This is a genomic window from Kitasatospora sp. NPDC015120, from assembly GCF_043080305.1.
Classification (GTDB): Bacteria; Actinomycetota; Actinomycetes; order Streptomycetales; family Streptomycetaceae; genus Kitasatospora.
In genome coordinates, this window is the sequence record NZ_JBIBVJ010000003.1 from 540,278 (window position 1) to 566,456 (window position 26,179).

20 protein-coding genes and 1 pseudogene are annotated in these 26,179 nt (G+C 77.0%); 16 read left to right on the forward strand and 5 right to left on the reverse strand.

The annotated features are described in order from the left end of the window. Positions 1–251: 251 nt before the first annotated feature. The 5 genes and pseudogenes from ACF1AK_RS11180 to ACF1AK_RS11200 all read left to right on the forward strand — a co-directional run. Positions 252–1,331 carry a LuxR C-terminal-related transcriptional regulator gene (locus ACF1AK_RS11180; protein ID WP_391498494.1) on the forward strand — a complete coding sequence of 360 codons (1,080 nt, stop codon included), beginning with the start codon at positions 252–254 and terminating at the stop codon, positions 1,329–1,331. 153 nt (positions 1,332–1,484) lie between these two features. After that, a complete protein-coding gene (gene lepB, locus ACF1AK_RS11185) occupies positions 1,485–2,618 on the forward strand; it encodes a signal peptidase I (RefSeq protein WP_391498495.1) in 1,134 nt (377 codons plus the stop codon). Positions 2,619–2,730: 112 nt separating this feature from the next. Further along, positions 2,731–3,921, forward strand: coding sequence for a trans-sulfuration enzyme family protein (locus ACF1AK_RS11190; RefSeq protein WP_391498496.1), 1,191 nt, complete (start codon positions 2,731–2,733; stop codon positions 3,919–3,921). A 172-nt stretch (positions 3,922–4,093) separates the two neighbouring features. Continuing rightward, positions 4,094–4,654: a hemerythrin domain-containing protein gene (locus tag ACF1AK_RS11195; RefSeq protein ID WP_391498497.1), complete on the forward strand. Its 561-nt coding sequence runs from the start codon at positions 4,094–4,096 to the stop codon at positions 4,652–4,654. A 53-nt stretch (positions 4,655–4,707) separates the two neighbouring features. Then, positions 4,708–5,004, forward strand: a pseudogene (locus tag ACF1AK_RS11200) (STAS domain-containing protein); the annotation flags it as partial. A gap of 70 nt (positions 5,005–5,074) precedes the next feature. Here ACF1AK_RS11200 and ACF1AK_RS11205 read toward each other — a convergent pair. Then, the gene (locus tag ACF1AK_RS11205; RefSeq protein ID WP_391498498.1) at positions 5,075–6,850 is read right to left on the reverse strand and encodes a SpoIIE family protein phosphatase; all 1,776 of its coding nucleotides are present in this window, start codon (positions 6,848–6,850) and stop codon (positions 5,075–5,077) included. 141 nt (positions 6,851–6,991) lie between these two features. Next, entirely contained in the window at positions 6,992–7,456 is a 465-nt protein-coding gene (locus ACF1AK_RS11210; protein ID WP_391498499.1) for a MarR family winged helix-turn-helix transcriptional regulator, read from the reverse strand. Positions 7,457–7,545: 89 nt separating this feature from the next. On the opposite strand from ACF1AK_RS11210, the gene ACF1AK_RS11215 reads away from it, so the two are divergent. Then, the gene (locus ACF1AK_RS11215) at positions 7,546–8,391 is read left to right on the forward strand and encodes an SDR family NAD(P)-dependent oxidoreductase (protein WP_391498500.1); all 846 of its coding nucleotides are present in this window, start codon (positions 7,546–7,548) and stop codon (positions 8,389–8,391) included. 119 nt (positions 8,392–8,510) lie between these two features. Beyond that, positions 8,511–8,885, forward strand: a complete 375-nt coding sequence (locus tag ACF1AK_RS11220; RefSeq protein ID WP_391498501.1) for a hypothetical protein — start codon at positions 8,511–8,513, stop codon at positions 8,883–8,885. A gap of 126 nt (positions 8,886–9,011) precedes the next feature. On the opposite strand, the gene helR is transcribed toward ACF1AK_RS11220, so the two are convergent. Continuing rightward, positions 9,012–11,210 (reverse strand): RNA polymerase recycling motor ATPase HelR, encoded by a 2,199-nt coding sequence (gene helR / locus ACF1AK_RS11225; protein ID WP_391498502.1) that lies wholly within the window; start codon positions 11,208–11,210, stop codon positions 9,012–9,014. A gap of 361 nt (positions 11,211–11,571) precedes the next feature. Between helR and ACF1AK_RS11230 the strand changes: the two genes are divergently transcribed. After that, the gene (locus ACF1AK_RS11230) at positions 11,572–12,789 is read left to right on the forward strand and encodes an ROK family transcriptional regulator (protein WP_391498503.1); all 1,218 of its coding nucleotides are present in this window, start codon (positions 11,572–11,574) and stop codon (positions 12,787–12,789) included. A 223-nt stretch (positions 12,790–13,012) separates the two neighbouring features. Beyond that, positions 13,013–13,621, forward strand: coding sequence for a hypothetical protein (locus ACF1AK_RS11235; RefSeq protein ID WP_391498504.1), 609 nt, complete (start codon positions 13,013–13,015; stop codon positions 13,619–13,621). A 23-nt stretch (positions 13,622–13,644) separates the two neighbouring features. Here the strand turns inward: ACF1AK_RS11235 and ACF1AK_RS11240 are convergent, their stop codons facing one another. Then, entirely contained in the window at positions 13,645–14,310 is a 666-nt protein-coding gene (locus ACF1AK_RS11240; protein ID WP_391498505.1) for a transcriptional regulator, read from the reverse strand. A gap of 452 nt (positions 14,311–14,762) precedes the next feature. Between ACF1AK_RS11240 and ACF1AK_RS11245 the strand changes: the two genes are divergently transcribed. The 7 genes from ACF1AK_RS11245 to ACF1AK_RS11275 all read left to right on the forward strand — a co-directional run bounded on the left by ACF1AK_RS11245 (position 14,763) and on the right by ACF1AK_RS11275 (position 25,340). Then, positions 14,763–16,433: a PP2C family protein-serine/threonine phosphatase gene (locus ACF1AK_RS11245; RefSeq protein WP_391498506.1), complete on the forward strand. Its 1,671-nt coding sequence runs from the start codon at positions 14,763–14,765 to the stop codon at positions 16,431–16,433. Positions 16,434–16,668: 235 nt separating this feature from the next. Beyond that, positions 16,669–18,306, forward strand: a complete 1,638-nt coding sequence (locus ACF1AK_RS11250) for an MFS transporter (protein ID WP_391498507.1) — start codon at positions 16,669–16,671, stop codon at positions 18,304–18,306. 198 nt (positions 18,307–18,504) lie between these two features. Next, positions 18,505–19,674, forward strand: a complete 1,170-nt coding sequence (locus ACF1AK_RS11255) for an AAA family ATPase (RefSeq protein WP_391498508.1) — start codon at positions 18,505–18,507, stop codon at positions 19,672–19,674. Further along, the gene (locus ACF1AK_RS11260; protein WP_391498509.1) at positions 19,671–20,093 is read left to right on the forward strand and encodes a hypothetical protein; all 423 of its coding nucleotides are present in this window, start codon (positions 19,671–19,673) and stop codon (positions 20,091–20,093) included. Before ACF1AK_RS11255 ends, ACF1AK_RS11260 begins: the two co-directional genes overlap by 4 nt. Beyond that, positions 20,090–21,778, forward strand: coding sequence for a hypothetical protein (locus ACF1AK_RS11265; RefSeq protein ID WP_391498510.1), 1,689 nt, complete (start codon positions 20,090–20,092; stop codon positions 21,776–21,778). The genes ACF1AK_RS11260 and ACF1AK_RS11265 overlap by 4 nt, the downstream gene beginning before the upstream one ends. After that, complete coding sequence (locus ACF1AK_RS11270) at positions 21,775–24,687, forward strand: bpX6 domain-containing protein (protein WP_391498511.1); 2,913 nt, start codon at positions 21,775–21,777, stop codon at positions 24,685–24,687. Before ACF1AK_RS11265 ends, ACF1AK_RS11270 begins: the two co-directional genes overlap by 4 nt. Positions 24,688–24,800: 113 nt before the next feature. After that, positions 24,801–25,340, forward strand: coding sequence for a hypothetical protein (locus ACF1AK_RS11275; protein ID WP_391498512.1), 540 nt, complete (start codon positions 24,801–24,803; stop codon positions 25,338–25,340). 31 nt (positions 25,341–25,371) lie between these two features. On the opposite strand, the gene ACF1AK_RS11280 is transcribed toward ACF1AK_RS11275, so the two are convergent. Beyond that, positions 25,372–26,160 carry an oxidoreductase gene (locus ACF1AK_RS11280; RefSeq protein WP_391498514.1) on the reverse strand — a complete coding sequence of 263 codons (789 nt, stop codon included), beginning with the start codon at positions 26,158–26,160 and terminating at the stop codon, positions 25,372–25,374. Between the last annotated feature and the right edge of the window lie 19 nt (positions 26,161–26,179).

Sequence of the window (26,179 nt, forward strand, 5' to 3'; positions counted from 1 at the left end):
GGGGCGGGGCGGCGGCGGACCGGATCTCCTTCCGGGCCGGGCGGACTGACGATCGGTCACATGGTGGGACCGGGCGCGCGTGTCAACGCCCGCGGCGGCACTGTCGTACCCGGTTCGGACGTTCGCGAGGATGAGATCGCGGGGCCGCGGGACCTTCTGGAGACGGAGAACGGATCCGCCTGCCGGTGCATGGGCCGGTGGTCGGTGTGCCTGCTAACTTCCGGACCATGGGATCACGTGGAGCACGTGGGATGGCGGCGCAACAGGCGATCGGGGGGCTCCGGGAGCTCGCCGCGGCGGGGTTGACGGCCGAGAAGGTGTTCCGCAGAGCCGACGAACTGCTCCGCCCGCTCCTGGAGTACGACGCGGTCTGCTGGCACTCGGCGGACCCGGCGACCGGGCTGGTGACCTCGGTGCTGAGCGACGACCTCAGCCTGGCGGGGTTCGAGGACGCCGTGCGTCTGGAGGTGTGGGCGGACGACGTGGCGACCTTCCCCGCCATCCGCCGCAGCGGCGTCCGCGCGGAGACGCTCAGCCGGGCGACCGGGGGACGGCCGGCGGACAGCGCGCGGTTCCGCGAGCTGATCGGCCCGGCCGGCTTCGGCGACGAACTGCGGGCGGTGTTCGACGCCCACGGCGGGATGTGGGGCTGCGCGGCGTTCATGCGGGCGGCCGGCCGGGGGCCGTACCTGGCCCAGCAGCGCGAGTTCGCGGACCTGGCCGCCCGCCACCTGGGCAATGCGCTGCGGGCCTGCCACGTGCCGCCGGCCACCGCGGACGGCCGGTGGGAGACGGAGCCGGGCGGGCCGGGGGACGACGGCCCGGCCGTGGTGGTGCTCGGTCCGGCGAACCGGCCGCTCGCGCTCTCCGGCCCGGCGGAGGAACTGCTGGGGCGGCTGGCCGACCCGAGCCGGACCTCGCTCGGCGTGCCGACGGCCTTCGCGGTGGCCGCCGAACACGCCCGCCGGGCGGCGCGCGGACTGGCCGCGCCGCAGTGCAAGGTCCGGGTGCAGGACGGCTGCGGCCGCTGGTACGTGCTGCACGGCTCGGCGCTCAAGGGCGGCAGCGAGGGCGAGGTGACGGTGGTGGCGTCCCCGGCGACCCCCGCCGACGCGATGCCGCTCTACCTCTCCGCCTACGGGCTGACGGCACGGGAGCAGGAGGTGGCGCTGCTGCTGGTGCGCGGGTGCGACACCCGGGACGTGTCACGGCTGCTGGCGATGAAGCCGTACACCGTGCAGGACCACCTGAAGTCGGTGTTCGCCAAGGCCGGGGTGGCGAGCCGCCGTGAGCTGGTCGCGCGGATCATGCTCGCGGGCGGGACGGCGTAGCGGGGCCGCGGCCCGGGGGCCCGGCCCGGGCGGCCGTGGTGGGCAGCGGTGCACGGGTGTACGTTCTGACGGGTCGGCGGGAACCACCGTTCGTTAGCTGACAACGGGGGGTCCCGCGGCGGGGCCCGCCGGGCCGTCCGGAGGGGGCCAGGGATGAGCATCGAGGAGACCGCGGGTTCGGCGGGCAGCGGTGAGGCCGGTACGGGCTCCGGCCCGACGAGTGGTCCGGCCGGTGGCCCGAGGAGCGGCCCGGCCGGCGGTCCGGCGGAGCCACGGGCCGCGGCGGGCCCGGTCGGTGCGGCGGGCCCGGAGGCGGGGGAGGCGAGGTCCGTCGCCGCCCCGGTGGCCGCCGCGACCGCGACCGCCGCCGGCGGCCCCGGTGATCCGGACGGCCCGGGCGGCCCGGACGGCCCGGAGGGGAACGGCGGCGACGGCCGGGAAGGCGGCGCCGGGAGGGGCAGGGGCCGGCACGGGAAGACGGCCCGGAAGAAGCGGCCGCTCTGGCAGGAGCTGCCGATCCTGATCGGCATCGCCCTGCTGCTCTCGCTGGGCATCAAGACCTTCTTCGTCCAGGCGTTCTCCATCCCCTCCGGCTCGATGCAGCACACGCTGGAGAAGAACGACCGCGTCCTGGTCGACAAGTTCACCCCCTGGTTCGGCGCCGAGCCGGAGCGCGGCGAGGTGGTGGTCTTCAAGGACCCGGGCGGCTGGCTGGACACGGTGCCGAGGGAGAAGGGCAACGCCCTCGCCGAAGGCATCCGCACGGTGTTCAGCACCGTGGGCCTGCTGCCCTCCGACGACGAGAAGGACCTGATCAAGCGGGTCATCGCGGTCGGCGGCGACACGGTCGAGTGCCGGCAGGGCAGCCCGGTCAAGGTCAACGGGGTGGCGCTGGACGAGCCGTACCTGTTCCCGGGCTCGACGCCGTGCGACGACGCGCCGGTCGGCGAGGTGACCGTCCCCAAGGACCACCTCTGGGTGATGGGCGACCACCGCAACGACTCCCGCGACTCGCGCTTCCACGTCAACGAGCCGGGTGGCGGGTTCGTCCCGGTGAAGAACGTGGTCGGCCGGGCGTTCGTGATCGCCTGGCCGCTCTCGCGCTGGGACACCCTGCCGGTGCCGGACACCTTCGACCAGCAGGGCCTGGCCTCGGGCGGCGGTCCGCGCGGCGAGGCCGGACCGGCCGGGCCGTCGGCCCCGGAGGCCGCCGCGATGGCCGTGGTCGTCCCGTTCGCGCTCCGGGGGCGGCGCCGGGCCCGGCGTGCCGGGAGCGGGGGCCGCTGACGACGTCCGGGGCGCCCGGGGCGGCGGCCGGAGGCCGCCGCCGGGCACTCCAGGCCACCGGGGCGGGATTGGACCTGTTCCGCTCCCGCGGCGGCGGGCCAGCATGGGTGGCATGAGTGATCACCACGGGCTGCGCCCCGAGAGCCGGATCGTCCACCCGCCCGTCGAGGAGGCGGCCGGCAGCCGCCCGCTGGGCGTGCCGCTGCACCAGGGCCATGTGTTCGCCTTCCCCGACAGCGACTCCCTCGCGGACGCCTTCGGCGGCCCTGACGGGGCCTTCTTCTACAGCCGGTTCGGCAATCCCACCGTCCGTTCGCTGGAGCGCGCGGTGGCCGGCCTGGAGGGCGGCGGCGATGCGCTGGCCGCCGCCTCCGGCATGGGCGCGATCACCACCGTGCTGGGCGCGCTGCTCCGCTCCGGCGACCACGTGATCGCCCAGCAGAGCCTGTACGGCGGCACCTTCGCGGCCCTCGCCGACCTGACCGCGCGCTGGGGCGTGAGCGTCACCCATGTGCGCGGCGACGACCCGGAGGAGGTGCGCGCCGCGCTGCGCCCGACCACCCGCCTGCTGTACCTGGAGACCGTCTCCAACCCCACCGCACGCGTCACCGACCTGCCCGGGCTGATCGGCGCGGTCCGCGAAGCCGGCGTGCTGAGCGTGGTGGACAACACCTTCACCACCCCGTTGCTCTGCCGCCCGATCGAGCACGGCGCCGACATCGTGATCCACTCGGCCACCAAGTACCTCGGCGGCCACTCCGACGTCCTCGCCGGGCTCGCCGTCTTCGCCGACGTGGACCTGCACCGCCGCGTCTGGCACCACGCGGTGGAACAGGGCGCCGCGCTCGACCCGTTCGCCGCCTGGCTGACCCTGCGCGGCATGCAGACGCTGGGCCTGCGGGTCCGCCGGCAGAACGAGACCGCGCTCGACCTGGCCCGCGGGCTCGCCGCGCACCCGGCGGTCGCCCTCGTGCACCACCCGGGCCTGCCCGGCCACCCCGACCACGAGCGGGCCCGCCGGCTGCTGCCGGACGGCCAGGGCGGGGTGTTCGCCTTCGACCTGGCCGGCGGGCGGCAGGCCGCCCGCAGCTTCGTCGGCGCGGTCCGCCTCGCCTCGCTCGCCCCCTCGCTGGGCGGCGTGCACACCCTGGTCCTGCACCCGGCCAGCACCTCGCACCGCCAGCTGTCCGACGACGAGCTGACCGCCGCCGGCATCGGCCCGGGCACCGTCCGGATCGCCGTCGGCATCGAGCACCCGGAGGACATCCGGGCCGATCTGGAGCAGGCCCTCGCCGCACTCTGAGCCCCCCGGCGGCCGGCGGCCGGCCGTGGGAGCGGTGCGGGCCGCGTGGGGCCGTTTGGACCGGGCGCACCCGGGCAGCCGACCGGTAGCCCACGATCGGTGGGCAGCCCACGACCGGTGACCGAGACGACCCGGATCGCCGCCCGGCCACCCGGAGGACGGTGCGAACGCCATGGGACACGGCGGAAACGTGATCGCGGAACTGATGACCGACCATCGCGAGGTGGAGGAACTCTTCGAGAAGTTCCAGGTCCTGCCCCCGGGCGACGACCGCCGCCGCGAGATCGTGGACGCGTTCACGATCGAGCTGGTGCGCCATTCCGTCGCGGAGGAGCAGTACCTCTACCCGGCGGTCCGTGCGCACGTCCCCGGCGGTGCGACGCTCGCGGACAAGGAGATCGCCGACCACGCCACGGTGGAGCGCCTGCTCAAGGAGCTGGAGGGCATGGCGGCCACCGACAGCCGGTTCGACCCGCTCGTGGAGCGGGTGATCTCGGAGGTGTCGGAGCACCTCGCCGACGAGGAGGACCACCTCTTCCCGGCGCTCGCCGACGCCTGCTCGCCGCAGCGGCTGTCGGAGCTCGGCGAGCAGGTGCGGACGGCGAAGAAGCTCGCCCCCACCCGGCCGCACCCCGCCGCCCCGCACACCCCGCCGGCCAACAAGCTGCTGGCGCCCGGCACCGGACTGGTCGACCGCGCCCGCGACCTGGTGACCGGTCGCGGCAGGTCCTGAGGCCCCCGGCCGTCGCGCCCCCGTCGGCGCGGCGGCCCCGGCAGGGCAGTGCCATGTCCACGCTCTCCGTCACCCGCCCGGTGCAGGCCGGCCCGACCGTCACCGTCGAGCTCGCCGGCGCCGCCGACATGGACAACCAGCACGAACTCCACCAGGCGCTGCGTGCCGCGGTGCGCCGGGCGCACCGCGGCGGGGCCGTCCTGGTGGACTGCTCGGCGCTGGCGTTCTGCGCCTCGGCGGGCCTCAACCAGTTCCTCTACGCCCGCAAGGGCGCGCACGACCGGGGCGTCCGCTTCGTGCTGACCGGGGTGAACGGCCAGCTCGCCCGGCTGCTCGAACTGACCGGCACGGCCGGGCTGTTCACCGGCGAGGGAACCGGTGACGGAACCGGCGGCACCGGTGGCGCACGCTTACCGCCCGCTACGCCCGGAGCCGGGGCCGGGCCGCCAGGACGGCGATGTCGTCCTCCGCCGGGCCGGCGGTGTCCGGCCCGGCGCCGCGCAGTGCGGCGTCCAGCAGGTCGTCCAGCGATCCGGCGGCGGGCAGGCGCAGGGCGGCGAGTCGGGCCAGCGAGACGTCGATGTCCTCCCCGCGCCGTTCCACCAGACCGTCCGTGTAGAGCAGCAGGGTCTCGCCCGGCAGCAGGTCGCGGGCGGTCTGCTGGTAGCCGCCGAGCCCGGTGCCGAGCGGCGGCCCGGTGGGGATCCGCAGCAGTTCGGTGGGCCGCCCGGGCGCGATCAGGGCCGGCGGGAGGTGGCCCGCGCTGGAGAACGTCCAGCGGCCCCGGCCCGGATCGGCGAGGGCGAGCAGGCAGGTGGCCGGCCGGGCGGACTCGTTGGCGGCGATGACGGTGTCCAGCTGGCGCAGGATCCGGTGCGGCGGAAGGTCCGTCCCGGCGACGTCGCGCAGGGTGGCGCGGTAGCTGCTCATGTCGACCGCCGCCTCGACGCCGTGGCCCATGACGTCGCCCATGACCAGCAGCGTCCGCCCGAACGGCAGCCGGACGGTCTCGTACCAGTCGCCGCCGACCACCGAGCTGGCCCCGGACGGCAGGTAGCGGGAGGCGAGTTCGAGGTTCTGGTGCGGATGGCCCGGCTCGCTGAGCAGGGCGCGCTGGAGGTCCAGCGCGATGCCCTGGGAACGGCTGTAGCGGCGCGCGTTGTCGATGCCGGTGGCGGCCCTCGCGGCGAGGTCGCCGACCAGCACCGCGTCCTCGGGCCCGAAACCGGGGGAGGCGGCGGTGCGGGCCAGCGTGAGCAGCCCGACCACCCGGCCGCGCGCGGCCAGCGGCACCACCAGCAGCGAGGTCACCCCGGCGGCCCGGTAGGCGGCCGCCGAGGCCTGGTCGGGCGCGGCCTCGGTCAGCTCCCCGGCGGTGCGCGGCGCGAGCAGCACGGCGGCCCCGGAGGACAGCGCGCGGGCGGCCGCCGATCCCTCCCGGTGGCGCACCGACTCCCCGGGGCGGGGCAGCCGGTCGACGGCCGGGCGCAGGCCGTCCGCGCGGTCGAGCGCGGCCCGGTGGAAGCGGCGGCCCGGGGTGCGACCGGTGCGGGCGTCGGCGTCCGGCGGCAGCACGTCGACGGTGGCGAGCTCGGCCAGCCGGGGAACGGCGAACGCGGCCAGCTCGGTGCAGGTGGTGCCGACGTCCAGCGTGGTGCCGATCCGCTCGGCGGCGGCCTCCAGGAGCGCCAGCCGCGTCCGGGCCCGGGCCAGTTCGTGCCGCAGCTCCCGGACCGGTCCGGGGTCGTCCGGCACCAGGACCAGCACGCCGGTGACGCGGCCGCCGGCACCCAGGGGCCGGTAGCGCACCCGCAGGCCCGCGGGCACGGGCGAGCCCGGACCGTCCGGCGCGCCGGTGGCGTGCTCGCGGTCGCGTCCGTCGGCCAGGACGCGGCGCAGCGTGGCGACGGCGCCCGCGAAGGCCGTCGCCCCGGCGGGCCGGCCCAGCAGGTCGGCCCGGCGCAGGCCGGTGACCGCGGTGAACGCGGGGTTGAGGTGGCGCCAGCGCAGGTCCGCGTCGAGCAGGGCCACTCCGGCCGGCAGCACGTCGATCAGCTCACCGAGCAGGTCCGGGCCGTCGCTGTCGGTAGTGCCGGCGCCTCCGGCGGCGAGCGCAGCGGCCGCCGCCGCGAGCACCGTCCTGTCCGCGCCCGCCGTGCCGCCGCCCTCTCCTGCGTCGTCGTACCGGAACCGCATGGCTCCATGATCACGCGTCGGGGCGCGGCACGCCCACGCGGTGGCCGGTGGTTGACCGGCCGGCGGGTTTCCGCTAGGTCCTCCCCTTCGGATCACGACGCCCGCCCGGTGGGATCCGAAGGAGAGGGCCCGAGGGGCCGCTCAGGCCCCGGCCGGGCGCTTGAGCTTGGCCCAGACGCTCTCCAGTGCGGCGATGTCGGCGTCGTCGAGGCGGTCGTCGAAGACCTCGGCGAGCGCCGCGCGACGGGTCGCGTCGGCGGCGGCGAACAGCTGCCGGCCCTGCGGCGTCAACGCGATCCGCACCGACCGGGCGTCGGTGGGGGAGGGGGCGCGCTCGACCAGGCCGCGGGCCTGGAGGGCGTCGGCGACCCGGGAGACCTGGCTGCGGCTGAGCAGCGTCTTGGCGCCCAGGTCGGAGGCGGCCACCGGCCCGTCCTGGGCGTGCAGCCAGAGCATCACCTCGAACCAGGAGAGCGGCAGGTCGTGGGCCCGGGTGAGGGCCTGGTCGACCCGGGTGCTCAGGGTGGTGCCGGCCCAGACCAGGCCGTAGAAGGCGTGGTCGCGGGCGGTGAGGTCTCCCAGGGTGAGGTCGGTGCGCTGCGCCATGCCGGTCAGCCTACCTTTTTGCGTGTGCGTGCACACACATCCTGCTAGGGTGTGTGTGCACGCACATAAACCTGGAAGAAGGAGCCGCCGTGACCGGCGACCGCATCGTCCTCATCACCGGCACGTCCAGCGGCATCGGTCTCGCCGCCGCGGTGGCCGCCGCCCGTGCCGGATTCCATGTCGTCGCCACCATGCGCGACCCCGGGCGCCGCGGCGCGCTGCTGGAGGCCGCCGATGCGGCCGGTGTCACCGGCCGGGTGGAGGTCGCCCGGCTCGACGTCACCGACGCCGGCTCCGTCGCCGCGTGCGTGGCGGGGGTGCTCGACCGCCACGGCCGGCTGGACGCCCTGGTCAACAACGCCGGTGCCGGGCGGGTCGGCACCGTCGAGCAGGACGGGCTCGGCCCGGTCCGCGAGGCCATGGAGGTCAACTACTTCGGCGTGGTCGAGGTGACCCGTGCCGCCCTGCCGCACCTCCGGGCGAGCGGCGGGCGGGTGGTGACCGTGACCAGCGTCGGCGGCGTGGTGGGCCAGCCCTTCAACGAGGCCTACTGCGCGGCGAAGTTCGCCGTGGAGGGCTTCATGGAGTCGCTCGCCCCGGTCGCCGCGACCGTCGGGGTCGCCGTCACCGTCGTCGAACCCGGCGCGGTGGCCAGCGAGTTCGTCGCCAGCCAGGGCATCGACCTGCCCGCCCTGCTGGCCGCCGCCGGCCCCTACGCGCCCGCCCTGGACGCCTACGTGGCGCGCACCCGGGCCGCCTTCGACCAGGCGCAGACCCCGGAGCAGGCCGCCGGGGCCGTGCTCGACGCCCTCACCGCCGACCGGCCGCCGTTCCGCGTGCAGACCTCCGAGCGCGCCCGGGCCTTCGTCGGCGTCAAGCTCGCCGACCTCGACGGCTCCGCGGTGCAGGGCCTCACCGCCGGCTGGGTGGCCTGAGCCGGGGGGCCGGCCGTTCGGCGGCCCAGGTGAACGGCCCGGGCGGGGCGGCGTGCGGCGAGCGTCGTCGTGTTCACCTGGAGGTCATTGACCCGCCGTCGGCACCGCTGGAACGATGCGTGGCTGTGACGACGCGCGTCAACACTCCTGGCGGCGGCCCCTCGCCCGCCACCGGGGGCGGGCCGGAGCCGCCGGCTCCGCTGGTGGCCCTGTGGAAGGTGGCGGACGGCCTGATGACCGAGGCCGGTGTGACCGTGTACCCGGCCGGGTCCCTCGGCGAACGCAACGCCACCTACGAGGTCGCGCGGTACGCACCGGGCTTCGTCCGCGTCGGCGACGACAGCGGTGGCCGGGGGTTCCTCCTGCGCACCGGCGATCCGGGGTCCCCCGTGTACGCGTCGGACCTCGGCGACCTGGGGCCCGAGGACTTCGAGGTCGAGTCCGCGGACTTCGCGTCCTGGATCGACGCGCTCCGTCCCGGACTCCTCCGCTGACCGAGGCCGTTCACGGCCCGCGACCGCCGTGCCGGTCACCGCCTCGCGCGGACGGCTGTGACCGGCACGGCTTCCCGGGGCCCCGCCCCCCGCGGGCCCAGGACACCCCGGGCCCGGCGCCGGAGGTCAGGCGCCGGTGAGCACGACGAGCTGCCGGGTCGCCCGGGTCATCGCGACATAGCGGTCGACCGCGCCCGCGACGCCCGCACCGAAGGACGCCGGCTCGACGAGCACCACGAGGTCGAACTCCAGCCCCTTCGCCAGCTCCGGCGTGAGCGCCCGGATCCGCGGCGTCCCCCGGAACTCCGCGCGGCACGTCGCCCCGAACTCCGCCGTGAACGCGGCGTCGCCGATCACGCAGGCGGTGCCCTCGGCGTGCGCGTCCAGCCAGCCGCCGAGCAGGCCGTCCAGCTCAGCGACCGTCCCGCGGGTGACCGGCACCCCGCTGCGCCGGACGGAGGTGGGCACGTTGGCGTCCGGCAGCGCGGCCCGGATGACCGGCTCGGCCTCGGCCATGACCTCCTCCGGGGTGCGGTAGTTGACGCTCAGCGAGGCGACCTCGGCGCGGTCCAGGCCGATCCGCGCCAGGCGCTCCTGCCAGGACTCGGTGAAGCCGTCCCGGGCCTGGGCGCGGTCGCCGACGATCGTGAAGCTCCGGGACGGGCAGCGCAGCAGCAGCATCTGCCACTCGGCGTCGGTCAGCTCCTGCGCCTCGTCCACGACGATGTGGGCGAACGGTCCGGCCAGCCGATCCGGGTCGTCGGCGGGCAGCGCGCTCCCGTCGACCAGGGTGTCCTTCAGGTCCTGGCCGCGCAGCATGGTGACCGCCCCCTCGCCGTCGTCGTCGGCCGCGAGGATGTCCGTGATGACGTCCGCCATCCTGGCGCGCTCGGCGGCGACCGCGGCCTCCTGGCGGCGCTTGCGCCGGGCGGCCTCCGGGTCGCCGAGCCGCTGCCGCGCGGCGTCCAGGACCGGCAGGTCGGAGACCGTCCAGGCCTGCGCCTCGGCGCGCTGCAGCCGGCGCACCTCGTCGGGGGTGAGCCAGGGGGCGCACAGCCGCAGGTAGGCGGGCACCGTCCACAGGTCGCCGACCAGGTCGGCGGCCTCCAGCAGCGGCCAGGCGCGGTTCAGGGTGGTGACCAGTTCCTCGTCCCGCCGCAGCGAGCGCAGGAAGGTCTCGACCGGGATGTCCTCGCCGCCGTCCAGCTTGGCCAGCAGCAGTTCGGCCAGCTCCGCCCAGACCTCCTCGCGCGCCTCGTTGTGCGGGGTGCCGGGACCGGGCGCCCCGAAGGCCTCCGCCCAGTCGTCGGCGCTCAGCCAGAGGTCCTCCCAGTCCGTCGAGACGGTCATCCCCTCGGTCGGCGGCTCCTCGTAGATCCGCACGGCCTTCTCCACCGCCCGCACCATGTCCGCCGAGGACTTCAGCCGCGCCACCTCGGGGTCGCGCTCGACCACGGCGTCCGCGCCCTCGGCGACCAGGTCCCGCACGGTGCAGGTCCGCACGCCCTCCTCGCCGAGGCTCGGCAGCACGTCGGCGACGTAGTCCAGGTAGGGCTGGTGCGGGCCGACGAACAGCAGGCCGCCGCGGCGGTGGCCGAGCCGCGGGTCCGCGTAGAGCAGATAGGCGGAGCGGTGCAGGGCGACCACCGTCTTGCCGGTGCCGGGACCGCCGTCGACCACCAGCGCGCCGCGCGAGCCGGCCCGGACGATGGCGTCCTGGTCCGCCTGGATGGTGGCCAGCACGTCCCGCATCCGCGCCGAACGGCTGCCGCCGAGGGTGGCGATGAACGCGGACTGGTCGTCGAGGGCGGCGTGTCCCTCCAGGCCCTCGGCGGCGAACACCTCGTCCCAGTAGTCGGTGATCCGGCCGTCCGTCCAGCGGTAGCGGCGCCGGCTGGCCAGGCCCATCGGGCCGGCGTGGGTGGCGGCGAAGAACGGCTCGGCGGCCGGCGACCGCCAGTCGAGCAGCAGCCGGCGGCCCTCGCTGTCGGTCAGGCCGAGGCGGCCGATGTACACCGGGGCCCCGCCGTCCGCCGGGACGATCCGCCCGAGGCACAGGTCCAGGCCGAAGCGGCGCAGCGCGCGCAGCCGGCCGGTGAGGCGGTGGACCTCCGCGTCCCGGTCCATCGCGGCCCGGCCGGCGCCGCCGGGCGCCCGCAGAGCGGCGTCGAGCTGGCCGGAGACCTCGGCGACCGCCCGCTCCAGGCTCTCCGCGACGGCGGCGAAGTGCCGTTCGTCCTCGGCGGTCAGCGCCGGGTCGGCCTTGGCACGGAGACGGTCGGGGAGGTCGAACACGCCGGTGGCGGGGGCGGTCAGGGACGTCATGGCAGCGGCTCCGGTCCTGGATTCCGACACTTGCTGATGCACTACGCACAACTCCCGAGTGGGCTGGTTCCGGCTGAGGCCGACGATTGTGCGCCAGGACCGGGGCCTTGCGGCAAGACCCCCCGTGCGCTATACGTTGAGAGTGGCAAGGAGAGCGTGACGCCCTTCCGCCCCTGCCTCCCTCCCCCTTCTCCGGTACCGGCCCCGTGCGCGGAAACCCCCCGGTGAGCGGCGTGACGACCGGTCATACTGGCTGGTGCCCCGGGCCCGGGCGCGCCCCGGGACCCGTGCCCCAGACCCGTGCCCCAGCGCGGCGTGCCGGACCGGCGCGCCGGCACTGCGCCCCAGACCGGAGGACCCGATGAGCCGCAACCTGCCGACCGCCGTTCCGCCGGGGCCCGCACCGGCGCAGCCGTGGAACCGGCAGCGGCTGCGCAGCAACAACGAGTGGCTGCTGCTCGAACGGCTGCGCCTCGGCGGACCGTCCTCGCGCGCCCAACTCGCCCGGGACACCGGCCTGTCCAAGCCCACCGTCTCCGCCGCCCTGGCCGCCCTCGAACACGCCGGGCTGGCCCGCGAGGCCGGGCGGTTCGTCCCCGAGCGCGGGCGTGCCGCCGTTCTGTACGAGCCCGACCCGCTCGCCGGGCACGTCCTCGGCGTCGACATCGGCCGGGCCCGGCTGCGGGTCGCCGTCGCCGACCTCGCCGGGGACGTCGTGGCCCGCCGCGACATCCCCAACGAGGGGCGGACGGCGGACGCCGTCGCCGACGCGGTGGTGGCCGCCGCCCGCGAGGCGACCGACGAGGCCGGCGTGACGGCGGCGGACATCGTGCATGCGGTGATCGGCACGCCCGGCGTCTGGGACGAGCAGCGGCGCGGCGTGCGGTACGCCACCAGTCTGCCGGGCTGGGGCAGACCCGGGCTCTTCGACCGGATAGCGGACGGGCTGGCGACCACGATCACCGTCGGCAACGACGCCAACCTCGCCGCGCTCGGCGAGTACACGCTCGGCGCGGGCCGGGGGAGCGGCAGCCGGATGTTCGCCTACGTGCTCGTCGGCACCGGCCTCGGCGTGGGCGTGGTCAAGGACGGCGAGCCGCTGGTCGGCGCGCACGGCGCCCTGGGCGAAGTGGGCCTGGTCCCGCTCCCGCCGTCCCCCGACGGGACGCCCGGCGGCACCGTCGAGCAGGCCGCGGCGGCGGACGCCGTCGTCCGCACCGCCCTCGACCTCGGGATGACCGGCCCGCTGACGGCCAAGGAGGTCTTCGACGCGGCGCGCTCCGGCGACCCGCTGGCCGCCGCCGCGGTGCAGCGTGCGGCCGGTCAACTCGCCTACGCGGTGGCCGTGCTGTCGGCCGTCCTGGACCCGGACCTGATCGTCCTGGGCGGCGGCATCGGCGGCAGCGCCGACCTGCTGCTCGACCCCCTCGGCCGGACGCTGCAGCACCTCAGCCCGATGCGCCCCACCCTCGCCCCGAGCCGCCTCGGCGAGGAGGCCGTCCTCCTGGGCGCCGTCGCCACCGCCCTCGACCGGGCCCGCCCCGAGGTGTTCGAACGCCGCTCGGCACTGGTGGGCTGAACGACGGGCGGACCGCGCGGGCGGCGCAGGGCCTGGACGGGCCGGGCGTACCCGGTGAAGTCATGACCGGAATTGGCGGCAGGTGATCGAACCAGTCCGCTGATCGACGCTCTGTGATCGACAGGTCTCGATCTGCTTACAAGTGTTTGAACTATGGACAGATCGTGTGGCCGGCCTGGTTGACTCGCGAACCTCACCCAAACGGAACGGAGCGTTCACGTCCATGCCTTCACGGATGCGCGGCGGTCGTCGCGGCCTGGCCGCCGTCGCCGGACTCGTCTTCACGGTCGGCCTCGCGCTGACCGGTTGTGACCCCACGACCGGTGACACCGCCACCGTCGCGGCCACCACCCCGGCGGTCACGGCCGCGGTCACCACCCCGGCGGCGCCGCCCGCACCGGCGACTCCCGCGCCGGAACTGACGCCCGCACCGGTCGCTCCGCCGGTCGCTCCGCCGGTCGAGACGCAGCCGCCGGCGCCGGAGCCGCCCGCCGTGCCCGCGCCGACCGCCCCCGCGGCGCCCCCGAAGGCGCAGCCGGCCAAGACCACCGCCCCGGCCGCCGCCACCCCCAAGCCGCAGCCGACGCCCACCAGGGCCGAGCCGCAGCCCAAGGTCACGACCGCCCAGCCGCCGGCCGACCCCGACCCGGCGCCCGCCGAGACCAAGGCCGCGGCGGCCACCGGCGACTGCGAGATCAAGTCCAACGCCGGCAACTGCTACAAGGCCGGCCAGTTCTGCCGCAACGACGACCTCGGCAGGAGCACCCACGAGGCGAGCGGCCGGGTGATCACCTGCCGGATGGTCAGCGGCAAGCCGCACTGGCAGGCGTGAGCCCGGTCCGCGTCCCGGGCGGCTCAGGGCAGTTCGGCGAGCGTGCTCCAGAACAGCCGCTCGTACGCCTGTAGCAGCCGGCCGTACTCACGGGCGGCGTCGAGGTCCGGACCGGCGGTCAACCCCGCCGGTCCGAGCGCCTCGGCCGCCGCCCGCTCCAGTGCGGTCGCGGGCTGCGCGAAGAAGTCGAAGAACGCGCACGCCTCGTCCCCGAACCCGTGGAACCGGCGCAGCGCCCCGGCCAGGGCGGCGCAGTACCCGCCCCAGGCCGCGAAGTTGGCCACCAGCGCCGCCGCCACGGCGGGCGGCCGCCCGTTCAGCGCCAGCCACGCCAGATACGCCGGGTAGGCCTGGCACCCCGGCAGCGGCGCCCCCGCGGCCGCCGGTCCGCAGGCCGCCGCCAACGCGGGCAGCGTGCGCAGCGCGGCGCTCTCGCCGTCCGCCAGCCGGGCGAACCACGCGCCGAGCGGCTCGTCCGCGCACCGGGTGGCGAGCAGCAGCAGGCTGCGCCGGTCGGAGGTGATGACCCGCCGCTGCTGCGCCGCCAGCTCGGCGAGCACCGCGAGCCGCCCCCGGCCCGCCGCGAACTGCGCCACCACGGCGGGCTGCTCCTCGCCGGGCGGGGTCAACTCGGTGCGCAGGCCGCGGAGCTGCTGCCCGGCCGCAGGCTCCGGCTGGTCGATCGGCATGGAAGCCCTCCGCCTCGCTCGGCATCACCCGCCGGGCCGCGCCGTCCTGCGGCCCGTGGGTCACCGCCATCACGCTAGCCGGGCGGGGGAGCGGAGGCACGTCGGCGCCCGCGCGGCCCGGCGGTGGGCGACCGGGCGCGGCCCGGCACGGGACGGCGGGACACACCGGGTGATCGGTGCGCCGTCACCCGTAGCGCCCGGAATCCGCAGGCTCCGCAGGCTCCGCAGGATCCGCACGGGGGCTTCCCGGATCCGCCCGTTCGGGTGGAGCGGCCGGTGACCGCCCCGGCCGGGTCTCCGGTGCGGCCGGGACCGGTGTCCCCGGCGTGGGCGCGTCGGCCTCCTCCGTCCGGCGGGTCCCGCGCGGGTGGTCCGTGGCCCCGCGTTCACGGACACATGATCTACTGGTCCGACCGTACCGATCTCTGCGTCCGATGTGCGAGGGGTTCACCATGCGAGGGCAGGCGGCGGCGCCGTCGAACGCGCTTCCCGACGTCGGCGATCTCGGTGCCTACGTGATCGACGGGACCGGGCGGATCGTCGCGGTCAACGATCACGGCCTCCGGCTGCTGGGCCTGGGTCTCGGCGAACTGGTGGGGCGTGACCACCACGAGGCGTTGCACCGCGGCGCGGACGGGAGCACCGTCCCCCGGGCGCAGTGTCCGCTGATGGACGCCGTCGTGTCCCGCACCGCGTGCAGCGGCGCGGGCCTGTGCTTCCTGCGCGGCGACGGCCTGCTGCTGCCGGTGTGCTGGACCGCCACCCCTTACTCCCTGGCCGACGGCACGGCGACCCTGGTGCTGTTCCACCCCGGCGAGGTGGTGCCGGAGGTCCGCACTCCGGGGGCGATGCCGGAGCTCGAACGACTCGCGCTGCTGGCGGAGACCACCGCCTCGCTGACGTCGACCCTGAACGAGGAGGACATCGTCGACCGGCTGGCCGCCCTGGTGCTGCCGCGCCTGGCCGACTGGATGGTGGTCGACCTCGTCGACGAGATCGGCGACACCTGGCGGACCCGGGTCGTCGAGCACCGGGACGGCCGTGCGGTGCGGCACCCGGAGCTGGAGGGACCGATTCCCGCCGTCACCGCGCAGTCCCGGCTGCCGTTGTCGCGCGCCCTGCGCGGCACCGCGGCCTCCCTGGCGGGGCCGGAGGTGTACCGGGACGAGCCGGACTCCGGCATCGCCGTCGTCCAGCGCGAACTGTTCGCCGCCACCGGCATGCACTCGGCCGCGATCGCCCCGGTCCGCGGGGCCCGGGAGGTCCTGGGGGCGCTGACGCTGGGGCGCGGCGGCAATCCGGTGCCCTTCGCCACCCGTGACCTCTCGCTGCTGGAGGACATCACCCGCCGCGCCGGACTGGCGCTCTCCAACTCCCGTCTCTACCAGCGTCAACGGCGGGTGTCCGAGACGATGCAGCGCCACCTGCTGCCGCACCTGCCCGACCTCCCCGGCGTGCGACTGCACGCCGCGTACCTGTCCGCACCGGACGCCTCCCAGGTCGGCGGCGACTGGTACGACGCCTTCGCCCTCCCCGACGGCGCCACCGCCCTGGTCATCGGCGACGTCGTCGGCCACGACCTGGAGGCCGCCGCCGGCATGGCCCAGCTGCGCAACATGCTCCGGGCGCTCGCCTGGTCCCACGACAGCCCGCCCAGCGGCGTCGTCGACCGGCTCGACCACGCCGTGGGCCGCGTCACCGACCTGCTGATGGCCACGCTGGTGCTGGGCCGTCTCGTCCCGGGCCCCGGAGCCGGCTGGACGTGGACCTGGACCAACGCGGGGCATCCGCCGCCGCTGCTGGTCACCCACGACGGCCGCGCCGACTACATCGAGGCGCCGCACAGCCTGCTGCTCGGCACCGGCGCCACCGCGGCCCGCGGTGATGCCTCGGTCGTGCTGCCGCCCGGCTCCACCCTCCTGCTCTACACCGACGGCCTCATCGAATCCCGGGCCCTGGGGATCGACGAGGGCCTCGCCCGGCTCCGCCGCCACGCGGCGGCCCTCGCCCACCACGACCTCGAAGCCCTGAGCGACCGCCTCCTCGAACGCGTCCGGCCCCAGGACAACGACGACGACGTCGCTCTCCTGGCCCTGCGCGTGCCCCGCCACCCCGGCCGCTGATCCCGGGGGCCGCCCGCCGGGAGGATCGCCGCGCCCGCCGCCGTCGGCGCGACCCGGTGGGGGGTGCGCTCGAACAGCGGCGTGCGCCGTCCGCCGCCCGCTGCCCGCCGTGCGCCGTGCGCGCCCGACCGTGCACTCGCGGGGCACCACCCGTGCGCCCACGGGCACGTCCGCCCGCCCGGCCCGGCCTAGGGTCCGAGTCCGAACCCTCGACCCCCACCCGCAACGGACCGGTATGAGCACCATGACACCCCCCGCCCGGCGCCCGGCGGACGACTCGGCGTGGGCCCCGCTCGCGGGCCGCGTCTTCCGCGCCCTGTGGATCGCCCAACTCGTCTCCAACGTCGGCAGCTGGATGCAGACCGTCGGCGCCCAGTGGCTGCTGGTCGGCCACGACGCCGCCCTGCTGGCCCTGGTGCAGACCGCCGCGAGCCTGCCGGTCGTCCTGCTGGCGCTGCCCGCCGGTGTGCTGGCCGACCGCCGCGACCGGCGCTCGGTGCTGGTCGCCGCGCAGCTCGTGATGCTCGTCGTCGCCACCGTCCTCGCGGTGCTGGCCTTCGCCGGTGCGCTGACCCCCGGCCCGCTGCTCGGCCTCACCTTCCTGCTCGGCTGCGGCACCGCCGTGATGGGCCCGGCCTGGCAGGCCGTCCAGCCGGAGCTGGTGGAGCGCCGGCAGCTGGGGCAGGCGGCGGCGCTCGGGGCGGTCAACATGAACCTGGCGCGGGCGGTCGGGCCGGCGGTCGGCGGCGCGGTGGTCGCGGCGGCCGGCGCGGGCTGGGTGTTCGCCTTCAACGCCGCCTCCTACCTCGGCGTCCTGGTGGTGCTGCTGCGCTGGCACCGGACGGCGCCGCAGGACGGACCGGCGGGCGGGGCCGAAGGCCTGCTGGCGGCCGTGCACGCGGGCCGCCGCTACATCCGGTACGCGCCGGGGGTGCGGCGGGTGCTGCTGCGCACCGCGCTGTTCGTGCCCGGCGCGGGCGCGCTCTGGGCGCTGCTGCCGCTGGTCGCGCGCCGCTCGCTGGGCCTCGGCCCGGGCGGCTACGGACTGCTGCTCGGGGCGGTCGGCGTCGGCGCGGTGGGCGGGGCGTTCGCGCTGCCGCTGCTGCGGCGCCGGCTCGGGGCCAACGGCACCCTGGTCGCGGGGACGATCGCCCTCGCGGGGGTGCTGGCGGTGCTGGCGACCGTCCGGCTGCCCTGGCTGGTCGGCTTCGCCCTGCTGCCCGCCGGCGTGGCCTGGATCGGGGTGCTGTCCACCCTCAACGCGGCGGTCCAGACCCGGCTGCCCGGCTGGGTGCGGGCCCGCGGCCTGGCCGTCCAACTGCTGGTCTTCCAGGGCGGCCAGGCCCTGGCGGCCCCGCTGTGGGGCGTGCTGGCCGAGCGTCACGGGCCGGGCGTCGCGCTGCTGACCGCCGGCGCGGTGCTGCTGGCGGGGGCGGCGGGTGCCCGCCGGCTGCCGCTGTACGACGGCGACGGGGTCGACCCGACGCCCTCCGGCCACTGGCCGCGACCGCCACTGGTGGTCGAACCGGCCCACGCGGACGGACCGGTGCTGGTCACCGTCGAGTACCGGGTGGAGCCGGAGCAGCGGGCCGCCTTCACCGGGCGGATGCGCCGGGTCGCCGCCTCGCGCCGCCGCACCGGCGCCCTCAGCTGGGGCCTCTACCAGGACGGCCGCGAGCCCGAGCGGTTCGTGGAGACCTATCTGGTCTCCTCCTGGGCGGAGCACCTGGCCCAGCACGACGGCCGGCTCACCGCCGCCGACCGCCGCGACGAGGAGGAGGCCCGCTCCCTGCTGCGCCCGGGCACCGGGCCGGAGGTGACGCACGCCTTCGACGTCTCGGCGGGCCCCCTGCCGCCGGTGACGGGCGCTTAGGACCGCGACACCGTCGGGCCGGCGCCGAAGCGCTGTCCGGGGGTTCGTCGTGACGGTACGGCCGCTCGCCGGTGCCCGTTCACGTCCACCGGTCCCGTGCTGCTCGCCGATCCGGTCCGTCCAAGCGCGGCAGGGGGAGAATGCCCCGCCGAAACCCGCTGGTGACGGTGGATCCGGCCCCCGTAGACTCCGGTGCTCGTGACCGACACCAGCACCCCGACCGATGCCCGTACCGCCGCGCTCCGCCGGGACGCCGAGCTGATCGCCGCCGCCGTGGACGCCGCCGGGCGCGGCATGGTCGACCGCGAGACGGTGGCCGAGGTGGTCGCGCTCTGCGCGGTCGCCGGGGAGCACCTGCTGGTCGTCGGCCCGCCCGGCACCGCCAAGTCGCAGGCCGTGCGGCGGGTGGCCGGTCAGTTCGGCGGCCGGTACTTCGAGTACCTGCTCGGCCGCTTCACCGAACCCAACGAGCTGTTCGGGCCCGTCGACCTGCGCAGCCTGCGCGAGGGCCGGGTCGAGTTCGAGACGGCGGGAATGCTGCCCGAGGCCGAGATCGCCTTCCTCGACGAGGTCTTCCTCGGCTCCACGGCCGTCCTCAACACCCTGCTCGGCCTCCTCAACGAACGGGTCTTCCGGCGCGGCGGCACCGTCCTCGCCAGCCCGCTGCGGGTCTGCGTCGGCGCGGCCAACCACCTGCCGGAGGACCCGGCGCTCGCCGCCTTCGCCGACCGCTTCCTCGCCCGGGTCTTCGTCGAGCCGGTCGCCGACGCCCGGCTGGAGGAGCTGCTGGAGGCCGGACGGCGGCCCGCCGCCCCCCCGCCGGCCGGCGCGGCGGGGGACGTGCTCGGCGCGCTCGACCGCCTCGCCGACGCCGCCCGCGGCTGCGACCTCGACGGCGTCACCCCGCTGCTCGCCACCGCGCTGCGCCGGTTGCGCGCGGCCGGCGTGCCCGTCGGCGACCGGCGGGCCGTCCGCTCGCAGCGGCTGGTCGCGGCCGCCGCCGTGCTGGACGGGCGGGGCGTCGCCACCGCCCGCGACCTGTGGGTACTGCCGCTGGTCGCCCCCACGGCCGACACCCAGGCGCTGGCCCGCGACACCCTCGCCGACCTCATCGAGAAGGCCGCCAACGAATCCCTCGCGCACGCCGCCGAGGAACTCTCCCGGAGCACGGCCGCCCGCGCCGAACGGCTCGCCCGCACCGGGGCCGCCCTGCTGGCCCAGCACCGCGGGCTCCCCGGCGGGCGGGACTCCCGGCTGCGCCTGGAGGCCGCGCTGCGCGAGATCGACGCCGGGTTCGCCCCCGCCGACCTGCCCGCCGCGCTCGCCGGCATACGCGCCGAGCTGGTCGCGGCGGTCGCGCCCTCGTGACGCACCTTCCCCCGCCCGCCGTGGCGCTCACCTGGGAACGCCGTGAGCCGCCGCTGCCCGCCGCCGCCGTCCTCGCCGTCGGCGAGGCCGTCCCGGCGCTGGCCGTCGCCACCCGCGCCCGGCTCGCCGACGGCGCCCGGCTCGGCGTGCTCGCCGACGACACCGCGCTGCTGGTCCTCGGCGCGGAACCCGACCTCCCGTGGTCGGACGGCGCTCGCTACCTCGGCCGCGACGGCGAGCTGCTGGTCCCGACCACCGCCCGTCCCAAGCCGGCCCCCGCGCTCTGGCGCGCCGCGCTCGGCGCCGAACCCGGCGAGCTGTGCGTGCTCACCCCCGACCACGCCCTCGTCGCCGCCCCGCCGGCTCCCGCCACCGACCCGCAGGCGCTCACGCCCTGCACCGGGGAGGCCGGGCGATGAGCGGGACCCGCCTTCCGGCCCCCCTGGCGCCCTGGGCCGGCGCACTGTCCGCGCTCACCCCCGAGCTGGCCGCCGCCCTCGGGCCGCTGCTGCGCCGTCTCGACGCGCTGGTCGCCGAGCGCGAGCCGGTGACCGACGGCCCGGGGGAGCCGGACGGCCTGGGCGGACTCGGCCGCTCCGGGCGGCCCGAGCGGCTGCTGCCCTCCGAGTGGCTGCTCGCCGAGGAGCATCCCGAGGAGTTCCTGCGTCGCTTCGTCGATCGCGAACTCCTTTATCTCGAACCGGAGTTCCGCACCGCGACGGCGCGCGGCCGGACGGTGGCGATGGTGGATGCCGGGCCCTCGCAGGCCGGCGCCGGGAGGCTGGTCCAGCTGGCCGCGCTGCTCGTGCTGCACCGCCGGGCCGCCGCCCGGGGCGGCGAACTGCTGGTGGGTGTTCTCGGGGACGAGCCGGTGCACTGGTTCGGCGGCGAGCCCGCCGACCTGCTGCCCACCTGGCTCGCGGCCCGCCGCCCCGCCGAACCGGCCCCCGAGGACGTCGAGCGCGCCGCCGCCACCCTGGACGCCGCCGACCGGGCCTGGCTGCTCACCTCCCCCCGGCTCGCCGACCGGCTGCCCGCCCTGCCCCGGGTGCTGGTGAGCGAGCCGGCCCGCTGGGGCCCGGCGGGCGCCACCCACGTCACCGTCCGGCTCGACCGCGCGGAGTTCGAACTGCCGCTGCCCGCCGCCGACCTCGCCGTCCGGACGCTGCGCGGCGCGGAGTTCCGGCGCACCGGCCCGACGGCGGCCGGCCCGTCGCCGGCGGCCGGACCGTCCGGGCAGTGGCTGCCCGCGTTCACCACCGAGGCGCCGTTCCTGCTCGCCCGGGGCCGGGACGCGGGAACGCTCCGCTCGGTGGACGTGCGCGACGTCGAGCAGCGGCACGGGGGCGCCGTGCAGTCCAGGACGTACCGGCTGAACGGCCGGGTGATCGCCGCCGGGCGCACCGGCCGGCGGCTGATCACCCTGCACCTCCACCGCGGCCGGGTGGTGCGCCACGTCATCGGGCGCCCGCTCGCCGGGCCCGCCGAACTCTCCCTCGACCCGGCCCGGCTCGGCCTCGACGAGGGCCTGGTGGCGCGGCTGGCGGACCGTCCCGTGCTGCCGCTGCTGCGCGCCGGGGACGACCTGCTGGTCCCGCTCGCCGGACGCTGGCGGCGGATCGCCCCCGACGGCACGGTCACCGACGACGGCCCGGTCGGGCACGGCACGGAACGCGACCGCGGCTTCGACCGGTTCCGCGAGCCCCGCCTGTTCGGCCGCGCCCTGCCGCCGGAGGCCGCGCGGGCCCGGCACCTGCTGCACGCGGACGGCACGGCGGCCTGGTCGGAGGACGGCAAGCAGTGGACGGCGCGGACCTTGCGCGGTGACGAACGGCGGCTGTCGTTCCGGGAGAAGGCCGAGGTGCTCGGCCTGGTCCACGTCGGCCACGAGCCCGCGCTCATCACCTGGTCGCCCGGCGGCCGGCTGGTCCGGGCGATCCGCCCCGACGGCGTCCGCACCCTCAGCCGGTTCTCCGGCGGCGGTGCCGCGCCCGCCGTGCACCCCACCCTGCCGCTGATCGCGGCCGAGACCTCGCTGGGGCGGCTGGTGGTCGGCAGTGCCCTGTCCGGCCGGATCCACCATGTGCTGGGGAGTGACGAGTGAACGCCGCGGGCTTCGTCCTGGATGTGCCGCTGACCGGCCCGGCGGAGGCCGCCGAGCGCGTCCTGGACCTCTGGTGCGACGGCGCCCGGCTGCGTGAACTGCCGGACGGGCGGTGGCTGTTGACGCTTCCGGAGCCGGTCCGGGTGCGTGCCGGGCGGGCTCCCGGCCTGCCGCTGGAGGGCACCGGGCGCGGCGGGCTGGCCGCCCCCGGGGCTTCGGACGGTGCCGCGTCCGGCCACCTCGCGCTCGTGCGGGGCGGGGTGGTGGAGATCCATGTCGTCGACCGGCTGCCGGAGGTGGACCCGTCCGGCTGGCTGCTGCTGACCGGCCTCACCCTGCACCGCCCGCGCCCGCTCGGCGTCGCCCCGGCACCCGACGCGGCGCCCGTCGAGGAGTCGCTGCCGCCGCGGCCCCGGCCGGACCTGCGGGCGGCGGCCGGCATCCGGCCGGCCTCCGGGCGGGCCCGGCGGCTGACCTCCGACAAACCGCCCGCCGGGACCGCGCGCCGCCGGCGCCGACGGCGGCGCGGTCCGGAGCCCGCCGTCGACGAGCGCACCGCGGCGGTCATCGTCGTCCTGGTGATCGTGCTGCCCCTGTCGATGGTGGTGCTCCACGGCCTCGGACTGCTCGACGGCCACGGCATCGACCCGGGCGGTGTGGTGGTCGCGTCGGCCGTCGCGGCCCTCGCCTACGCGCTGCTCTTCGGCCGGAGCGCGGCCAGGGGCGGGGGCACCGGCACCTCGACCGACGGCACCTCCGCCGATGGCACTTCCGCCGAGGGCACCCGCGCCGCCGCCCCGCGCCGGACCGCTCCGCGCCGGCTCGGCCACCTGCTGGCCCGGCTCACCCTGCGCACCCCCGCCGCCCGCCTCCTGCACGGGCGGCACGCCCGCTACCTGCGCGACCTCACCCGCGCCTTCGAACAGCACCGCTGGGACGACGCCCTGCGCGACGCCCTGCCGCTCGCCTCCGCGCACCGGGGCGGCGGGACGACGCGGGTCTGGCTCTCGCTCTCCCTGCCCAAGCGCTTCACCGGCGCACTGCGCCCCACCCCGGGCGAGGGCCCGGCGGCCTCGGTCAGCCCGCTCAGCGGCCCCACGGCCTACCAGCACCTCAGCGCGCTCTACCGGCACGCCGCCGAGCGGCTGGAACAGCAGGGGCGGACCGACGAGGCCGCCTTCGTCCTCGCCGACCTGCTGGACGCGCCCGCCGAGGCCGTCGCCCTGCTCGACCGGCACGGCCGGCCCGCCCAGGCCGCCGAACTCGCCGAGGGCCGCAACCTTCCCGCCGACCAGGTGGTCCGCCTCTGGTGGCGGGCCGGCGAGCACGAGCGCGCCGTCCGCACCGCCCACCGCCGGGGTGTCTTCGCCCGGGCCGTCGAGCGCCTGGACGCCACCGACCCGCAGGCCGCCCGCGCCCTGCGTGCCGCCTGGGCCGAGCACTGCCGCGCGGCCGGCGACCGGCTCGGCGCCGTCGAGGCGGTCTGGCCGGACGCGGCCCTGCGCCCGACGATCGCCGCCGACCTGCGGGACGCCGTCGCCCTCGGCGGCCCGCTCCGCGGCCGGGCGCTGCCGTACCTGCTCGCCCTGGACGCCGGTGACGCCACCCGCGCCCTGGCCCGCGCCGTCCTCGACGGCGACGGCGACCCGCACACCACGGGCCGCTCCGCCCTCGCGGCCGCGCTCGCCGTGCTGCCCGCCGCCGACGCGGCCACCGACCGCGAACTCGCCACCGCCGCCGCCCGGGCCGCCGCCCGTGACGGCGGCTTCGGGGGCGCCCTGGGCAGCGGTCCGGGCGCCGTCGCCGAGCGCGCCCTCTTCGACCGGCTGCTGCGCCGCGCCGACCCGCTGACGGCCGCCGACCTGGCCCGCCCGCGGCCCCGGCCGCGCCCGCCCGCCGCGGCCCTGCGGTACACCGCGGCCGACCGGCCGGGCACCCTGCCGGTACTGGACGCCGCCCGGCTCGCCTCGGGATCCCTGCTGGTCGCCTGCGGCCAGGCCGGGGTCCGGCTGCTCGCCCCCGACGGCCGGGTCCGCGCCCGCTGGGACACCCCCGCCGACCGGTTCGTGCTCGCCGACCACGGCGGCAGCGCCCTGCTGGTCGAGGACCACGGCCCGGAGCTGCGCGGCTTCGCCCGCCTCGACCTCGCCACCCGCACCGTCCGGCCGTGGACCACTCTGCGGGCCCGGCAGCTGGCGCCGTCCTTCGACGGCCGGCACCTGATCGCCTCGGACGGGCGCGAGCTCGTCGTGCTCGACACCCTCACCCCGCGCCCGACCGTGGTGTGGCGCGAACTCGGCGGTGACCAGCGGCTGGTGGGCGGCATCACCCGCACCCCCGGCGGCTGCGCGGCCGTCGTCCGCTCGCCGCTGCCCGACGGCTCCCCGCTCACCGAGGTGTGGCGCTGGGACCTTCCGGGCTGGGAGCTGCGCGGGCGCCTGCGCGTGGACGACGCCCTCGCGGTGGAGCCCCTCGCCGCCGTCGCCCTCGCCGCCGTCGCCCTCGCCGCCGGAAGCCTGCTCACCGCCACCACCGCGAGCGGCGCCGCCGCGACCGCCGCCACCGCCGCCACCGCGACGGCGCCGGGCGACCACACCCTCCTGTGCTGGACCTCCGAGCGCCCGGACACCGAACTGTGCGTCGACGGCCGGGCTTCGGCCGGCCCCGCCGCCGACGGCGACCACTGGGCGCTCACCGTCCCCGAGGGCGCGGACCTGCGGGTGCACACCGGCACCGGCCAGTCCTCCGCCCCCGCACTCACCCTGCGCTTCCCCGATGCCGCCGGCCCCCGGACCGGCCTGCGCCATCACGCCGGCGCCGTCACCCACTGGCACCGCTCCGGCCGCGTCCTCGCCACCTCCGCCGACGGCTCCGCCCTGCTCGCCAACCTCCGGGTGACCACCGGCTGACGGGCCCGCGCCCACCCCTCGGCGGCCCGGGGGATCCGGCGGACCGCGGTCCCGGGGAGGACTACCCTACGAACATGCGCCGCTACCCGGTGCGGCCGTCGAGGAGGACTCCTGTGTCGTCGCCCTGTGACCCCGCCCACGCCCGCGCCGGCGATGTGAGCACCGCCGTCATGGTGATGGACTCCCGGCTCAAGGCCATCTACGACGGCAGGACCGGCGTCGACCCCGAACAGCAGCGGATGACCGAGGAGTTCGCCGCCTCGATGGGCCCGGAGGAGGCGGACGAGCTGCTGGACGGCGTCTGCACGCTCATCTACATGTACATGGACTGGCTGCGGACGGTCTGCGAACGGCACGACAAGGACGTCATCGAGCACGTGGTGCCGACCCTGGTGTCCACGATGCGCATGATGCCCAACACCTTCCGCCCGGAGGTCGTCCCCACCATGGCCGGCCTCCTGATCGCCGCCGGCACCGGCCTCAGCCCCAACCTCTGGCGGGCCCAGTACGGCGACTGGACCCGCGCCGAGCTGAACCCCCTGGAAGCCACCGCCGTCATCCTCGCCGAGCACATCAACCGCATCGTCGGCGACGACCAGGAGTTCGCGACCCGCCTGATCACGGACGCCCTGGCCGTCACCGACGACCACTGACCGCCGGGCCGCCCGGCCCGCCGGACCCCCGTCAGGCGGTCTTGACGGTGCCGCCGTCGATGACGTGGTCGGCGCCGTGGATGTTGGCGGCGCGTTCGGACAGCAGGAAGGCGACCAGGTCCGCCACCTCCCCGGGTTCGGTCAGACGCCCCGAGGCGATGGCGAACCGTCCCGGGAGGTCCGCCAGCAGTTCGGCGTGGCTCACCCCGGAGGCGGCGGCCACCCTGCCGGCGAGACGGTCCGGGTCGGTCCACTGCGGCGTGGCCGTGGGGCCCGGGGAGACGGTGTTCACCCGGACCCCGCGCGGCGCCAGTTCCTCGCTGAGCCGTTTGCCGAACTGGGTGAGCGCGGCCTTGGCCTCCGCGTAGCCGACCGGCGAACCGGTGGGCATCCGGGCGTTGATCGAGGAGATGTTCACGATCGCGCCCCCGCGTTCCAGGATGCTCGGCAGCGCCGCCTTCGTGGTCCACACCGCGCTGAACAGGTTGAGGTCGAAGATCCCCTGCCACTGGTCGTCGTCGGTGTCCAGGAACCCGCCGAGGGAGAGCTGTCCGGGATCGCCCGCGCCGACGTTGTTGACGAGGAAGTCGATCCCGCCGACCGCGGCCAGGGCTTGGCGGACGACCGACCGCGCCCCCTCGCGGGTGCTCAGGTCGACCCGCACGGTCGCGGCGGCGGCCTGCTCCAGCTCGGGGGTGACGCTCCGGGCCGCACCCACCACCCGGACTCCCTCCGCGGCCAGGGTCCGGGCGATCGCGAGGCCGATGCCGCGACTCGCTCCGGTGACCAGAGCCGTCCTCCCGCCGATTCCGAGGTCCATGTGCTCTCCTTCGCCATGA

Bases quoted from the DNA above. Each gene is read 5' to 3' on its own strand.
- ACF1AK_RS11180 (WP_391498494.1), top strand. From the start codon at position 252: ATGGCGGCGCAACAGGCGATCGGGGGGCTCCGGGAGCTCGCCGCGGCG.
- lepB (WP_391498495.1), top strand. From the start codon at position 1,485: ATGAGCATCGAGGAGACCGCGGGTTCGGCGGGCAGCGGTGAGGCCGGT.
- ACF1AK_RS11190 (WP_391498496.1), top strand. From the start codon at position 2,731: ATGAGTGATCACCACGGGCTGCGCCCCGAGAGCCGGATCGTCCACCCG.
- ACF1AK_RS11195 (WP_391498497.1), top strand. From the start codon at position 4,094: ATGGGACACGGCGGAAACGTGATCGCGGAACTGATGACCGACCATCGC.
- ACF1AK_RS11205 (WP_391498498.1), bottom strand. From the start codon at position 6,850: ATGCGGTTCCGGTACGACGACGCAGGAGAGGGCGGCGGCACGGCGGGC.
- ACF1AK_RS11210 (WP_391498499.1), bottom strand. From the start codon at position 7,456: ATGGCGCAGCGCACCGACCTCACCCTGGGAGACCTCACCGCCCGCGAC.
- helR (WP_391498502.1), bottom strand. From the start codon at position 11,210: ATGACGTCCCTGACCGCCCCCGCCACCGGCGTGTTCGACCTCCCCGAC.
- ACF1AK_RS11230 (WP_391498503.1), top strand. From the start codon at position 11,572: ATGAGCCGCAACCTGCCGACCGCCGTTCCGCCGGGGCCCGCACCGGCG.
- ACF1AK_RS11235 (WP_391498504.1), top strand. From the start codon at position 13,013: ATGCCTTCACGGATGCGCGGCGGTCGTCGCGGCCTGGCCGCCGTCGCC.
- ACF1AK_RS11240 (WP_391498505.1), bottom strand. From the start codon at position 14,310: ATGCCGATCGACCAGCCGGAGCCTGCGGCCGGGCAGCAGCTCCGCGGC.
- ACF1AK_RS11245 (WP_391498506.1), top strand. From the start codon at position 14,763: ATGCGAGGGCAGGCGGCGGCGCCGTCGAACGCGCTTCCCGACGTCGGC.
- ACF1AK_RS11250 (WP_391498507.1), top strand. From the start codon at position 16,669: ATGAGCACCATGACACCCCCCGCCCGGCGCCCGGCGGACGACTCGGCG.
- ACF1AK_RS11265 (WP_391498510.1), top strand. From the start codon at position 20,090: ATGAGCGGGACCCGCCTTCCGGCCCCCCTGGCGCCCTGGGCCGGCGCA.
- ACF1AK_RS11280 (WP_391498514.1), bottom strand. From the start codon at position 26,160: ATGGACCTCGGAATCGGCGGGAGGACGGCTCTGGTCACCGGAGCGAGT.